This window comes from Streptomyces sp. NPDC048565 (genome assembly GCF_040650935.1).
Taxonomy (GTDB): domain Bacteria; phylum Actinomycetota; class Actinomycetes; order Streptomycetales; family Streptomycetaceae; genus Streptomyces.
On sequence record NZ_JBEZIH010000001.1, the window covers coordinates 335,412 to 348,308 of the forward strand.

Consider the following 12,897-nt stretch of genomic DNA (forward strand, 5'->3'; position numbering starts at 1 on the left):
CAGGTGTCCCCGAGTCGTGCGCCATGTGTGGCAACGGCACGGAGTGGAACGGTAGGCCGCTACGGCTCGAGGTCGACCACGCCAGTGGTGAATGGTGGGACAACCGCCCAGCCAATTTGCGCCTCCTCTGCCCCAACTGCCACGCGGTCACCGACACTTATCGTGGACGCACACGGCGGCGGATCACATGAACAATCAGAACAAATACCCCCGCGATTTGCTGGCCCGGACCGCAGCCGTTTCCGCCAGCCTCGTCGACCTGCTCGATCGATTGGGCACCCCGCTGGGCAGCAGGCCTCTCCGCTACGTGCGCGATCGGCTGAAGCACTATGGCATCGACACCTCCCACTTCGTGGACACCCCTCTTCCGCAACGAGAGAAGCGGTCGTACACGAAGGAACTCCTCGAGGAAGCCGCGAGCCGTTCGCACAGCATCCGAGAAGTGTTGGAGTACATGGGAATCCCGCCCGATGACGGCCCCTACGGTTACATCAGGAAGAGGCTCGACCGCCTTGGGATCGACACGTCGCACTTCACCAGCGGCCGCAGGTACGGCTCACCTGCCATGCCCTCCCACGAACTGGCCTCTGCCGTCGCTGAGTCCAAGAGCATGGCCGGGGTACTGAAACTTCTCGGCCATGCAGACAACGGCGCCGCGCGAACTCGCCTGAAACGGAGCCTCGACACATACGGCCTCTCGACTGCCCACTTCACCGGGCAGGGCCACACGCGGGGCGCCGCCTCGCCTCACCGCAGAGCCGTATCAGAGATCCTCCAGCGCATGGAGTCCGGCTCCGCGCGAACCCGGACCACTCTCCTGCGCCGCGCACTCGACGACTTGGGTGTTCCGCGCGCATGTACCGCGTGTGGCATCGGTGACACCTGGCAGGGCAGGCGCCTAGTGCTGGAGATCGATCACGTCAATGGTGACCATCTAGACAATCGCCGCGAGAATCTGCGCTACCTGTGTCCGTCATGCCATAGCCAGACCAAAACCTTTTCCAAGCGGCGCAGCCGCACCCAGTACAGTAGTGACGCGCGGGCCCGTACCCCAGCAGGCTAGAGGGCGCCGGCTTAGAACCGGTGTGTCGTGGGTTCAAATCCCACCGGGCCCACAGGTCAAACGAGGCCTTCACCTTCATATCGAAGGTGAAGGCCTCATCCCTGTCACCCCACCAGCTCCCGCACCACCGGCACCAGCGCGCGGAACGCCTTGCCCCGGTGGCTGATCGCGTTCTTCTCCGCCGGGGTCAGCTCCGCGCAGGTGCGGGTCTCGCCGGCCGGTTCGAGGATCGGGTCGTAGCCGAAGCCGTGCTCGCCGGCCGGGGCGTGGCGCAGGGTGCCCGTGAGGCGGCCCTCGACCACGCGTTCCGTGCCGTCCGGGAGGGCCAGCGCCGCGGCGCAGGCGAAGTGGGCGCCGCGGTGGGGGGCGGAGATGTCGCCGAGCTGGGCGAGGAGCAGGTCCAGGTTGGCCCGGTCGTCGCCGTGGGTGCCGGCCCAGCGGGCCGAGAAGATGCCGGGGGCTCCGCCGAGTACATCGACGCACAGGCCGCTGTCGTCGGCGATGGCCGGGTGGCCGGTGGCCCGGGCCAGGGCGTGCGCCTTGAGAAGGGCGTTCTCGGCGAAGGTGACGCCGGTTTCCTTGACGTCGGGGATGTCGGGGTGGGCGTCCGCGCCGACGAGGTCGTGAGGCAGCCCCGCGTCGGCGAGGATCGCGTGGAGTTCGGTGATTTTCCCGGCGTTGCGGGTGGCGAGGATCAGGCGCGTCATGCGTCGATTATCGCCGCCGGGTCACGGGCTGCAGACCTTGCCGATCTCGGTGGCGGCGTCGGTCACCGGCGTGATGTCGGGGGTGGCGTCGCCCTTGTCGATGGAGTCGCGGACGTTGGTGACGCCTGCCTGGAGGCCGTCGACGGCCTTGTCGAGGTCCGCGTTGTCCGTGGTGTCGCCGAGGTCCTTGAGCTCCTCGTCGATCTGGTCCAGGGACTCGGAGGCCTGTGTCGGGTCGTTGGAGGCGTCGGATATCGCCTGCTGGAGGCTGTTGACGCTGGTGGCGATGGCGTCGGCGGTGCGGACGCAGTCCAGGGCCTTGTCGACGGCGCCGCAGCCGACGGCGGCGGTGAGTGTCAGCAGGGTGGTCGTGACGACGAGTGCGGTGCTGTGGCGGCGCGAGGCCATGGCGCGGTCCCTCCCCGGGGCGGATACGTGGACGGGCGCACGGTTCGACCCGTGCGCCCGTACTCGTCACGACGCTGTGCGCTGCGCATTTGGTTGCTTCTTTACTCGCCGAGCGTGCGGGCGAGTGCCTCCTCCTGGAGTTTGGCCAGGTCGGTGCAGCCGGCGGTGGCGAGGTCGAGCAGGGCGTTCAGTTCGGCGCGGTCGAAGGGTTCGGCTTCGGCGGTGCCCTGGACCTCGACGAAGCGGCCGTCGCCGGTGCAGACGACGTTCATGTCGGTGTCGGCGCGGACGTCCTCCTCGTAACAGAGGTCGAGGAGGGGGAGGCCGTCGACGATGCCGACGCTGACCGCGGCGACGGTGCCGGTGAGGGGCTTGCGGCCGTGCTTGACGATCTTCTTGCCCTGGGCCCAGGCGATGGCGTCGGCGAGGGCGACGTAGGCGCCGGTGATGGCGGCGGTGCGGGTGCCGCCGTCGGCCTGGAGGACGTCGCAGTCCAGGACGATGGTGTTCTCGCCGAGGGCCTTGTAGTCGATCACGGCGCGCAGGGAGCGGCCGATGAGGCGGCTGATCTCGTGGGTGCGGCCGCCGATCTTGCCGCGTACGGATTCGCGGTCGCCGCGGGTGTTGGTGGAGCGGGGCAGCATGGAGTATTCGGCGGTGACCCAGCCTTCGCCGCTGCCCTTGCGCCAGCGCGGGACGCCTTCGGTGACGGAGGCGGTGCAGAAGACCTTGGTGTCACCGAAGGAGATGAGTACGGAGCCTTCGGCGTGCTTGCTCCATCCGCGTTCGATGGTGACGGGGCGGAGCTGTTCGGGGGTGCGGCCGTCGATACGAGACATGGCGTCGAGCCTATCGGCTGGGGCGGCCGGGTCCGTTCGGGTGTCCCCGGGGGCCTCGGGAGGCTTCGAGCGACGCAGGCCCCGCTCCTGGCCGGGGAGGCGCGGGGAGCGGGGCCTGCGGGCGGACCCGGGTGGGGCGGGTCAGCCGGCCACGGTCACGGTCGACGTCACATCATGTCTTCGATGTCGGCGGCGATGGGGTCGGCATCGGTGCCGATGACGACCTGGATCGCGGAGCCCATCTTGACGACGCCGTGCGCTCCGGCGGCCTTGAGTGCGGCTTCGTCGACCTTGCTGGGGTCGTGGACCTCGGTGCGAAGGCGGGTGATGCAGCCTTCGATCTCGTCGATGTTCTCGATACCGCCGAGCCCGGCGACGATCTTCTCAGCCTTGCTGGCCATGTCCTTCTCCCTGATCTGTGCGTGCGTGGGCGGCCCACCGTGGGTCCGTTTCGTCACGGTAACGCACGGTTGGCCCAACTTCACGGGCGAGTAACCGTGCAGTCCCCAATGATGACGATCACCGGCGCCCTGCCTTCTGCGGGGTTCCGCACCGTACCGCGACTGGTCTACACCAGTTTGCAACGACCGCCAACCCAGGCGTGTTCCGGGAGGATGCCGATGAGCGCGAACGCGGCCACGCAGCCCCAGCGGAAGTGGTGGAACGGACCGGTCCAGGGCCTGCAGAAGGTCGGACGCAGTCTGCAGCTACCGGTGGCCGTACTGCCCGCGGCGGGCCTCCTCGTCAGCCTCGGCAACCTCTTCGACTCCTACCTGGGCGGCGCCTTCTGGAACAAGACGTCCAAGGTCCTGCTCAACGGCGGGAACGCCATCCTGGACGGCACCGTAGGACTACCCCTGTTGTTCTGCATCGGCGTCGCGATCGGATTCGCGAAGAAGGCGGACGGCTCGACGGCGCTGGCCGCCGTCGTCGGCTTCCTCGTCTACCGGGGGGTGCTGACGGCGTTCCCCGTCGACGGCACCGTGACGGAGGCCGTCCCCGACGGTGAGCCGCAGAACCCGGGCGTCCTGGGCGGCATCCTCATCGGCCTGCTCACCGCGATCGTGTGGCAGCGGTTCCACCGCACGAAACTGGTGGACTGGCTGGGCTTCTTCAACGGGCGCCGGCTGGTGCCGATCCTGATGGCGTTCCTCTGCGTGATCCTGGGCGTGCTGTTCGGCCTGCTGTGGCAGCCCGTCGGCGACGCGCTGACCTGGTTCTCGAAGCATCTGATCGACCTCGGCGCGTGGGGCGCCGCCATCTTCGGCTTCGCGAACCGACTGCTGATCCCGATCGGCATGCATCAGTTCCTGAACACGTTCTTCTGGTTCCAGGCGGGCGACTTCACCGGTGGCGACGGCAAGACCGTGCAGGGCGACATCTCCCGCTTCTTCGCGGAGGACCCGTCGGCGGGGCAGTTCACCTCGGGTTTCTTCCCCATCATGATGTTCGGTCTGCCCGCCGCGGCCCTGGCCATCGCTCACACCGCGCGGCCGGAGCGGCGCAAGGAGGTGACGGGCCTGATGGTGTCCGTGGCGCTGACTTCCTTCGTGACGGGTGTGACGGAGCCGCTGGAGTTCTCGTTCATGTTCGTCGCTCCGCTGCTGTACGGCGTGCACGCGATCCTGACCGGCGTCTCGATGGGGGTCACCTGGGCGCTGGGCGTGCACGCGGGGTTCAGCTTCTCGGCGGGGCTGATCGACTACGTCGTCAACTGGCATCTGGACACGAAACCTTGGCTGATCATCCCGATCGGGCTGTGCTTCGCCGTGGTGTATTACGTGATCTTCCGGTTCGCGATCACCAAGTTCAACCTCCAGACTCCCGGGCGCGAGCCCGTGGAGGAAGAGGAGAAGACCGAGGAGGACCTCACCAGGTAGGCCCCCCCTCCCGCAGGGTCTCCCGGCCCCCTGCCGACCCCTCCGCCAGCCCCTCCCGGCCCCGCGCACGGCCCTCGGACCCCACGGTCCGGGGGCCTTCGCCGTGTCACCCAGGGTGGTTGCGGAACTACATCGCAAACAGGGCGGGATCGCAGGTTCCTTATCCCACCCACACCGTGCTAAAACTGGTCTACACCACTCAGTGGTCCAGACCACGCGGCCGTTCCTGCCGCCGCGTTCCTCGAGTCGCCGCCCCCCATCACCTGTCCCCGGCGGCGCCTTGCCAACTGGAGGAAGTTGATGAGTACGGACACCGCTCCGGCGGCCCCCGCAAAGAGGCGGGGCGCCGGCGTGATGGCTGTCATGCAGCGCATCGGCCGCAGCCTCATGCTGCCGGTCGCGGTCCTGCCCGCGGCCGCACTGCTGGTCCGGCTCGGCAATGCCGACATGCTCGGCCGCGAGTCGTTCCCCACCGTGATCACGAAGCTGGCCGGCTACATGGCGGCCGGCGGTGGCGCCATCCTCGACAACATGGCCCTGCTGTTCGCCGTCGGTATCGCCATCGGCTTCGCCAAGAAGTCGGACGGCTCGACGGCACTCGCCGCGGTCACCGGCTACCTGGTCTTCCAGCAGGTGCTCGCCACCTTCACCGACGGCAACCTGCCGCAGGTCGCGAGCGTCGTCGACGGCAAGATAGTCATGAGCGACGCCCCGGTCGACGCGGGTGTGCTCGGCGGTGTCGTGATGGGCGTGGTCGTGGCCCTGCTGTACCAGCGGTTCTACCGGACGAAGCTGCCCGACTGGGCGGGCTTCTTCAGCGGCCGTCGCCTGGTCCCGATCCTCTCCGCCTTCTCGGGCCTGGTCATCGGTATCGTCTTCGGTCTCATCTGGCCGGTGCTCGGCACCGGCCTGCACAACTTCGGTGAGTGGCTGGTCGGTTCAGGCGCCTTCGGCGCGGGCATCTTCGGCGTCGCCAACCGTGCGCTGATCCCGGTCGGCATGCACCACCTCCTGAACTCCTTCCCGTGGTTCCAGGCGGGCGACTTCGACGGCGCCCACGGTGACATCGCCCGCTTCCTGGCCGGCGACCCGAACGCCGGCCAGTTCATGACCGGCTTCTTCCCGATCATGATGTTCGCCCTCCCGGCGGCCTGCCTCGCGATCGTCCACTGCGCCCGTCCGGAGCGCCGCAAGGTCATCGGCGGCATGATGTTCTCGCTCGCGCTGACCTCGTTCGTCACGGGTGTGACCGAGCCGATCGAGTTCACGTTCATGTTCATCGCCCCGGTGCTGTACGCGATCCACGCGGTGCTGACGGGTGTCTCGATGGCCCTGACCTGGGCGCTGGGCATGAAGGACGGCTTCGGGTTCTCCGCAGGCCTGGTGGACTTCCTGCTGAACCTGGGCATCGCGTCGAAGCCATGGCTGCTGGTGCTGATCGGCCTGTGCTTCGCAGTGGTCTACTACGTGGTCTTCCGCTTCGCGATCACCAAGTTCAATCTGCCGACGCCGGGCCGCGAGTCCGACGAGGAGCTCGCCGAGCTCCTGAAGGCCGAGGCCAAGTAGCACGGCCCGGCTTCACCCGACACACGAAAGCCCCATCCCCCTCACGGCGAATCCCAGGGGGGTGGGGCTTTCGAAACACGTCCTAGATCTCGTACACCCTGCCGGGTACCGCGAGCTCGACCGGGCCGTCGTAGACCTCGCGTGCGTCGGCGAGGTTGCGTTCGGCGTCCGTCCACGGCGGGATGTGGGTGAGCACGAGGCGTCCGGCTCCGGCGCGGGCGGCGTACTCGCCTGCCTCGCGTCCGTTGAGGTGGAGGTCCGGAATGTCCTCCTTGCCATGGATGAACGATGCTTCACAGAGGAACAGGTCGGCGCCTTCGGCGAGTTCGTCCAGCGCGTCGCAGGTACCGGTGTCGCCGGAGTACGTGAGGGCGCGGCCGCCGTGTTCGACTCTGATGCCGAAGGTTTCGACGGGGTGGCAGACCTTCTCCGTGCGGACCGAGAAGGGGCCGATGTCGAACGATCCGGACTTCAGCGTGTGGAAGTCGAAGACCTCACCCATCGCGTGTTCGGACGGGGTGTCGGCGTGGGCCGTGGTGAGCCGCTGCTCGGTGCCCTCGGGGCCGTACACGGGGATCGCGGCGGGGCGACCGCCGTCGAAGCGGTAGTAGCGGACGACGAAGTACGCGCACATGTCGATGCAGTGATCGGCATGGAGGTGGCTGAGGAAGATGGCGTCGAGGTCGTAGAGACCTACATGGCGCTGCAGCTCGCCCAGGGCGCCGTTGCCCATGTCGAGGAGCAGCCGGAAGCCGTCGGCCTCTACGAGGTAGCTCGAGCATGCCGAACCCGTGGAGGGGAACGAGCCGGAGCAGCCGACGACGGTGAGCTTCATGGAGCGTGAACCTCCGAGGCGTGGGAACGGGGAGGGTTCGTGCGGTCCGTCGAGCGTAAGGTGCGAAACAGCTGGTCGCTCCTCCATGGCCTGCCGTTGTGGGGGAACTCACCTGTGCTGTCACCGGTTCGATGGAAGGCCGGGTGTCGGCGGGCGCCGGTACGGTCTGGATATGAACTCGTGGTGGTGGCTCGCACTGGCCGGCGTCGTCCTGCTGGCGCTCGTGGCGACGGTTTCCGATGCGCGGGGCCGGGGCGGGCGTGGCCCTCGGCGGCCGGGTGGGCGGACGCGTCCCCCGGGGCGTGCTCCGGAGCGGAAGAAGGGGCGCCCGCGCGGTGCTCCCCTGCCCGGGGAGATCTGGTGGGCGGACGTGCCGTTCGAGGACGGGCCCGGGTCGAAGGACCGGCCGTGTCTCGTGCTGTCGGTGCGGGGTGGCACGGCGGTCGTCGCCAAGATCACCAGCAAGCATCATGAGGAGCGGCCGGGGGTGATCGCTCTGCCGCCGGGTTCGGTGGGGGACACGAGGGACCGGCAGAGCTTCCTGGAGACGGACGAGCTGCGGGATGTGGCGGTGTCCAGGTTCCGCAGGAAGGCCGGCGAGGCGGACCCGGCGCTGTGGGAGCGGGTGCGCGGCCTGGGGTGAACGGACGGGAGGCGCGGGCGGGATGTTCTCCCGTCCCGCGCCTCCCGTCACGGGCTTCCCGTGGCGCGCCCGCCGTCACGGGCTTCCCGTGGCGCGCCCGCCGTCACGAGCTTTCCGTGGCGCGCCTCCCGGCGGGCCTGACTGCGTCACGCCCAGAGCTGGCCGTGCAGGGTTTCGATGGCGGCCTCTGTGGTGGGGGCGGTGTAGACGCCCGTCGACAGGTATTTCCAGCCGCCGTCCGCGACGACGAACACGATGTCGGCGGACTCACCGGCCTTGACGGCCTTGCGGCCGACGCCGATGGCGGCGTGGAGTGCGGCGCCGGTGGAGACACCCGCGAAGATGCCCTCCTGCTGGAGGAGTTCCCGGGTGCGGGTGACGGCGTCGGCGGAGCCGACGGAGAAGCGGGTGGTGAGCACGGAGGCGTCGTAGAGCTCGGGGACGAAGCCCTCGTCGAGGTTGCGCAGGCCGTAGACGAGGTCGTCGTAGCGGGGTTCGGCGGCGACGATCCCCACGTCCGGCTTGTTCTCGCGGAGGTAGCGGCCGACGCCCATGAGGGTGCCGGTGGTGCCGAGACCTGCCACGAAGTGGGTGAGGGAGGGGAGGTCGGCGAGGATCTCCGGTCCGGTGGTGGCGTAGTGCGCGCCGGCGTTGTCCGGGTTGCCGTACTGGTAGAGCATGACCCAGTCGGGGTGCTCGGCGGAGAGCTCCTTGGCCACGCGTACGGCGGTGTTGGACCCGCCGGCGGCGGGGGACGAGATGATCTCGGCGCCCCACATGGTGAGCAGGTCGCGCCGCTCCTGCGAGGTGTTCTCCGGCATGACGCAGACGATGCGGTAGCCCTTGAGCCTGGCCGCCATGGCGAGCGAGATGCCGGTGTTGCCGCTGGTGGGCTCGAGGATGGTGCAGCCGGGTGTCAGGCGGCCGTCCTTCTCCGCCTGCTCGACCATGTGGAGCGCGGGGCGGTCCTTGATCGAGCCGGTGGGGTTGCGGTCCTCCAGCTTCGCCCAGATACGGACGTCCTCGGACGGGGACAGCCGCGGGAGGCGGACGAGGGGAGTGTTCCCCACGGCCGCCAGCGGGGAGTCGTACCGCATCAGCGCATGCCGCCGGCGACAGCCGGGAGGATGGTGATGTTGTCGCCGTCGGAGAGCTTGGTGGTGATGCCGTCGAGGAAGCGGACGTCCTCGTCGTTGAGGTAGACGTTCACGAAGCGGCGCAGCTGGTCGCCGTCGACGATGCGCTCACGGATGCCGTTGTGGCGGGTCTCCAGGTCGGCGAAGAGGTCGGCGAGGGTCTCACCGCTGCCTTCGACCGCCTTGGCGCCGTCGGTGTAGGTGCGAAGGATGGTGGGGATGCGGACCTCGATGGCCATGGCGTGGGCTCCTGTCGAAAACGGGGAGAGTGGCGTGGGGCGTGCGTTCGTGCCCCCGCACGGGGGTGGTGCGTACGTGGTTGCGCTCGGACCGCGGCTCAGGCCGTGCGGTTCACGGGCAGGCGGCAGCCGGGACACATCGCGCTGGACAGCCTGCACAGGTCGACGTGCAGCCGCGCGACGAGCAGCATGCCCGGCGCCTTTTCGCTCACGTCATGGGGAACCATGCGTTCATCGTATCGATTCCCCACCGGGGATCCGGAGTGTGATCCCACATGGTGGATGGTGAGCGTTCGCCATGCGGACGGACGGCGGGGGTGGTGCCGCCCGGCCCTGCCCGGGACCTCAGGCCGCCGCGGGATAGGCCTCGACGACCTCGACCTCTTCCTCGGTGATCTCGCCGTCCACGATGCGGTATGAGCGGAACTGGAAGGGGCCCGCGTCGTCGGTGTCCGCGGTGGAGACCAGCACGTAGTGGGCACCGGGCTCGTTGGCGTAGGTGACGTCGGTGCGGGAGGGGTAGGCCTCGGTCGCCGTGTGGGAGTGGTAGATGATCACCGGCTCCTCGTCGCGGTCGTCCATCTCGCGGTAGAGCTTCAGCAGGTCCGCGGAGTCGAATTCGTAGAACGTGGGTGAGCGCGCGGCGTTGAGCATGGGGATGAAGCGTTCGGCGCGGCCCGTGCCGGCCGGGCCCGCGACCACTCCGCACGCCTCGTCGGGATGGTCCGCGCGGGAGTGCGCGACGATCTGGTCGTGGAGTGCCTGGGTGATGGTCAGCATGGGGCCCAGGATAGGACCGACAGGCAAACGGGCCCTCCCGTACCGAGGGGTGGTACGGAAGGGCCCGGATGCCGGACAGGACCGTTGGGGCGGCCGGTGTCCCGGAGGCGCGTGGTGGGGGTCAGCGCTTGGTGAAGGCGGCGCTCTCGGGGTTGCGGGCCCTGAGCACCAGGTAGGAGACGCCGAGGATCAGGCCCCACACGGGTGCGCAGTACAGCGAGATCCTGGCGTCCTTGTCGATGGCCATCATGAGGATGACGAGGGCGATGAAGCCCAGTGCGAACCAGCTGCTGAACGGCGCGCCGGGTGCCTTGAAGCTGGACTGGGGCAGTTCACCGCGGTCGGCCTTGGCGCGGAAGCGGATCTGGCTGATCAGGATCATGATCCAGGCCCACATGCCGGAGATGGTCGCGAAGGAGACGACGTAGTTGAACGCGTCGCCCGGCCACTGGTAGTTGATCCAGACGCCGACGAGCATCAGCGCGGCGGAGAACGTGGTGCCGGCCAGCGGGAGCCCGTTCCGCGTCAGCTTGGTGAAGGCCTTGGGTCCCTGTCCGTTGAGCGCGAGGTCGCGCAGCATGCGCCCGGTGGAGTACATGCCGGAGTTGCAGGAGGAGAGCGCGGCGGTGAGCACGACGAAGTTGACGATCGCGGCACCGATGCCGAGGCCCATCTCCTCGAACGCGGCGACGAACGGCGAGACGCCCGGCTTGAAGGTGCTCCACGGGACCACGGAAAGGATCATGATCAGGGCGCCGACGTAGAAGACGGCGATGCGCCACGGCACGGTGTTGATGGCCTTGGGCAGGACGGTCTTGGGGTCCTTGGACTCGCCCGCCGTGACGCCGACGAGTTCGACGGCGAGGAAGGCGAACATCACGATCTGGAGGGTCATCAGCGTGCCGCTGATGCCCTGGGGGAAGAAGCCGCCGTCGTTCCACAGGTTGGCGACGGTCGCGGTGTCTCCGGCGGCGGAGAAGCCGATGGTGAGCACTCCGGCACAGATGAGGATCATGCCGAGGATGGCGGTGACCTTGACCATCGAGAACCAGAACTCGAGCTCACCGAAGAGCTTCACCGAGATCAGGTTGGCACCGTACAGAATGACGGTGAACACCAGTGCGGACAGCCATTGCGGGATATCCCACCAGTACGTCATGTAGGTGGCCGCCGCGGTGACTTCGGTGATGCCGGTGACCACCCAGAAGAGCCAGTACGTCCAGCCGGTCACGAATCCGAAGAAGGGGCCGAGGAATTCGCGTGCGTACTCCGAGAAGGAACCCGACACCGGGCGGTACATGAGGAGTTCGCCCAGGGCCCGCATGATGAAGAAGATGACAAGGCCGGCGATGGCGTACGCCAGGATGAGGCTCGGTCCGGCTCTGTCGATGGCTTTGCCCGCGCCGAGGAAGAGCCCCGTTCCGATGGCTCCGCCGATGGCGATCATCTGGATCTGGCGGGCTCCCAGGCCACGCTGGTAGCCCTCGCCCGCCGGGACGTCAGCGGCCTCTTCGCCGTCCGCCTGCCCGTTGTCGACCTGCGCCGATGTCATGGTGGTGCGCCTTTCTCCACGCCGATCCGCGCCGTCGTCGGCGTCGGATCAGGTCCTGATCCCCCCGGATATGGATGGAGTGCCGCCGGCGTTCGGCCGACTGGTAGCGCCCCCGGGGACAGGGGTGGCGTCCCCGGGCGGTCGTGAAGATTTATCACGGGCACCGGATGAGGCCATCGGACATTATGTGGCGCACGCCACAGGAAAAAGCGGACAAGCGTTTCCAGGCGCTGCAAAGAGAGCCGTACGGGTGACGGGATCGTTATTCGGATTTGAGCGTCCGTTGAGCGAGCCGGGTACTCAGCCGGGCATCAGTGTCTCGATGAGGGTTTCCTGGAGCGCGCCGAGCCAGAGATAGGCCATCACCATCGGCTTGCGCGGATCGCTGTCGGGGAGCTGGTAGAGCGAGCCGTCCTGGCCCTCGTCCTCGTCGGACACCTCCAGACGGGTGCCGATCGTGAGCCGGAGGTCGTTGAGCGAACCCAGCCAGTGCCGGCTCTCCTCGGGGGTGAGGACGAGCACCGCGCCGCCGTCCGCGACGGGCGAGAGCGCGTCCAGCGTCCGCACGACGACGACGCCGTCCTCGCGCTTGCGGGTGCGCAGGTCCTTCTCGGTGAAGCGGCGGAACTCCGCGGACGCCTCGCGCAGCTCCTTGTCCTCGTCCCCGTACGCCTCGGGGAAGAGCCGGGCGAGTGCGGGGTCGGACGGCGGCTCGCTCGGGCCCTCGGCGAAGAGGGCGGCGAGCGGGTCCTCGCCCTCCACCGGCTCGTCGCCGGGGCCGATGAGTTCGAGCAGTTGTACGGCGAGGGAGCGCAGGATGGCGATCTCGACCTCGTCGAGCGCGACGGACGCGCCGCCGCCTGGGGTGGCCTCGAAATGGCCGGCCATGAATTCTCCGATGACGGTTCGGACGGAGGGCAGCGGTCGGGTCAGTTGCGGTCCTGGGTCAGCGTGGCCCAGAGCCCGTAGCCGTGCATGGCCTGGACGTCGCGCTCCATCTCCTCGCGACTGCCGCTGGACACGACCGCGCGGCCCTTCTGATGGACATCGAGCATCAGCTTGTGCGCCTTGTCCTTGGAGTAGCCGAAGTAGGCCTGGAAGACATACGTCACATAGCTCATGAGGTTGACCGGGTCGTTGTGCACCAGCGTCACCCAGGGGACGTCGGGCTCAGGGACAGCGAAGGTCTCCTCGGCCGATTCGGGACGTTCGATCTCTACGGGGGAAGCAACGCTCACCTACCCCATGC

Annotated in this window: 16 protein-coding genes and 1 tRNA gene; 5 read left to right on the top strand and 12 right to left on the bottom strand. The window is 68.3% G+C overall.

Annotated features, from left to right (window positions below; translation table 11 throughout):
* Positions 1-187 precede the first annotated feature (187 nt).
* Together AB0C75_RS01480 and AB0C75_RS01485 are read left to right on the top strand one after the other, a co-directional pair.
* Entirely contained in the window at positions 188-1,063 is an 876-nt protein-coding gene (locus AB0C75_RS01480) for an HNH endonuclease (RefSeq protein ID WP_362885915.1), read from the top strand.
* Positions 1,041-1,115 (top strand) — tRNA-Leu (locus AB0C75_RS01485). Before AB0C75_RS01480 ends, AB0C75_RS01485 begins: the two co-directional genes overlap by 23 nt.
* Positions 1,116-1,167: 52 nt before the next feature.
* On the opposite strand, the gene rdgB is transcribed toward AB0C75_RS01485, so the two are convergent.
* From rdgB to AB0C75_RS01505, 4 genes are all read right to left on the bottom strand, one after another.
* Complete coding sequence (gene rdgB, locus AB0C75_RS01490) at positions 1,168-1,770, bottom strand: RdgB/HAM1 family non-canonical purine NTP pyrophosphatase (protein WP_362885917.1); 603 nt, start codon at positions 1,768-1,770, stop codon at positions 1,168-1,170.
* Positions 1,771-1,791: 21 nt separating this feature from the next.
* Positions 1,792-2,178 carry a hypothetical protein gene (locus AB0C75_RS01495; protein ID WP_362885919.1) on the bottom strand — a complete coding sequence of 129 codons (387 nt, stop codon included), beginning with the start codon at positions 2,176-2,178 and terminating at the stop codon, positions 1,792-1,794.
* A gap of 101 nt (positions 2,179-2,279) precedes the next feature.
* Entirely contained in the window at positions 2,280-3,017 is a 738-nt protein-coding gene (gene rph, locus AB0C75_RS01500) for a ribonuclease PH (RefSeq protein WP_362885921.1), read from the bottom strand.
* A gap of 167 nt (positions 3,018-3,184) precedes the next feature.
* Positions 3,185-3,433 (bottom strand): PTS glucose/sucrose transporter subunit IIB, encoded by a 249-nt coding sequence (locus AB0C75_RS01505; protein ID WP_362886159.1) that lies wholly within the window; start codon positions 3,431-3,433, stop codon positions 3,185-3,187.
* A 204-nt stretch (positions 3,434-3,637) separates the two neighbouring features.
* On the opposite strand from AB0C75_RS01505, the gene AB0C75_RS01510 reads away from it, so the two are divergent.
* Together AB0C75_RS01510 and AB0C75_RS01515 are read left to right on the top strand one after the other, a co-directional pair.
* Positions 3,638-4,897, top strand: a complete 1,260-nt coding sequence (locus AB0C75_RS01510) for a PTS transporter subunit EIIC (protein WP_362885923.1) — start codon at positions 3,638-3,640, stop codon at positions 4,895-4,897.
* A gap of 300 nt (positions 4,898-5,197) precedes the next feature.
* Positions 5,198-6,463 (top strand): PTS transporter subunit EIIC, encoded by a 1,266-nt coding sequence (locus AB0C75_RS01515; protein ID WP_362885924.1) that lies wholly within the window; start codon positions 5,198-5,200, stop codon positions 6,461-6,463.
* 82 nt (positions 6,464-6,545) lie between these two features.
* Here the strand turns inward: AB0C75_RS01515 and AB0C75_RS01520 are convergent, their stop codons facing one another.
* Positions 6,546-7,298 carry an MBL fold metallo-hydrolase gene (locus AB0C75_RS01520; protein ID WP_362885926.1) on the bottom strand — a complete coding sequence of 251 codons (753 nt, stop codon included), beginning with the start codon at positions 7,296-7,298 and terminating at the stop codon, positions 6,546-6,548.
* 172 nt (positions 7,299-7,470) lie between these two features.
* Here AB0C75_RS01520 and AB0C75_RS01525 point away from each other — a divergent pair, with 172 nt between their 5' ends.
* On the top strand, positions 7,471-7,941 hold the full coding sequence (locus AB0C75_RS01525) for a type II toxin-antitoxin system PemK/MazF family toxin (protein WP_362885928.1): 471 nt from the start codon (positions 7,471-7,473) through the stop codon (positions 7,939-7,941).
* A 146-nt stretch (positions 7,942-8,087) separates the two neighbouring features.
* Here AB0C75_RS01525 and AB0C75_RS01530 read toward each other — a convergent pair whose 3' ends face one another.
* The 7 genes from AB0C75_RS01530 to clpS all read right to left on the bottom strand — a co-directional run bounded on the left by AB0C75_RS01530 (position 8,088) and on the right by clpS (position 12,886).
* The gene (locus tag AB0C75_RS01530) at positions 8,088-9,038 is read right to left on the bottom strand and encodes a cysteine synthase (protein WP_362885929.1); all 951 of its coding nucleotides are present in this window, start codon (positions 9,036-9,038) and stop codon (positions 8,088-8,090) included.
* On the bottom strand, positions 9,038-9,316 hold the full coding sequence (locus AB0C75_RS01535) for a MoaD/ThiS family protein (RefSeq protein WP_362885931.1): 279 nt from the start codon (positions 9,314-9,316) through the stop codon (positions 9,038-9,040). Before AB0C75_RS01535 ends, AB0C75_RS01530 begins: the two co-directional genes overlap by 1 nt.
* A gap of 98 nt (positions 9,317-9,414) precedes the next feature.
* Positions 9,415-9,543 (bottom strand): putative leader peptide, encoded by a 129-nt coding sequence (locus tag AB0C75_RS01540; RefSeq protein WP_362885933.1) that lies wholly within the window; start codon positions 9,541-9,543, stop codon positions 9,415-9,417.
* 118 nt (positions 9,544-9,661) lie between these two features.
* Positions 9,662-10,096, bottom strand: a complete 435-nt coding sequence (locus AB0C75_RS01545) for a M67 family metallopeptidase (RefSeq protein ID WP_362885935.1) — start codon at positions 10,094-10,096, stop codon at positions 9,662-9,664.
* Between the two features lie 121 nt (positions 10,097-10,217).
* Positions 10,218-11,648, bottom strand: coding sequence for an amino acid permease (locus AB0C75_RS01550; RefSeq protein WP_362885936.1), 1,431 nt, complete (start codon positions 11,646-11,648; stop codon positions 10,218-10,220).
* A gap of 300 nt (positions 11,649-11,948) precedes the next feature.
* Entirely contained in the window at positions 11,949-12,536 is a 588-nt protein-coding gene (locus AB0C75_RS01555; RefSeq protein WP_362885938.1) for a DUF2017 domain-containing protein, read from the bottom strand.
* Positions 12,537-12,577: 41 nt separating this feature from the next.
* A complete protein-coding gene (gene clpS, locus AB0C75_RS01560; RefSeq protein ID WP_109879765.1) occupies positions 12,578-12,886 on the bottom strand; it encodes an ATP-dependent Clp protease adapter ClpS in 309 nt (102 codons plus the stop codon).
* Between the last annotated feature and the right edge of the window lie 11 nt (positions 12,887-12,897).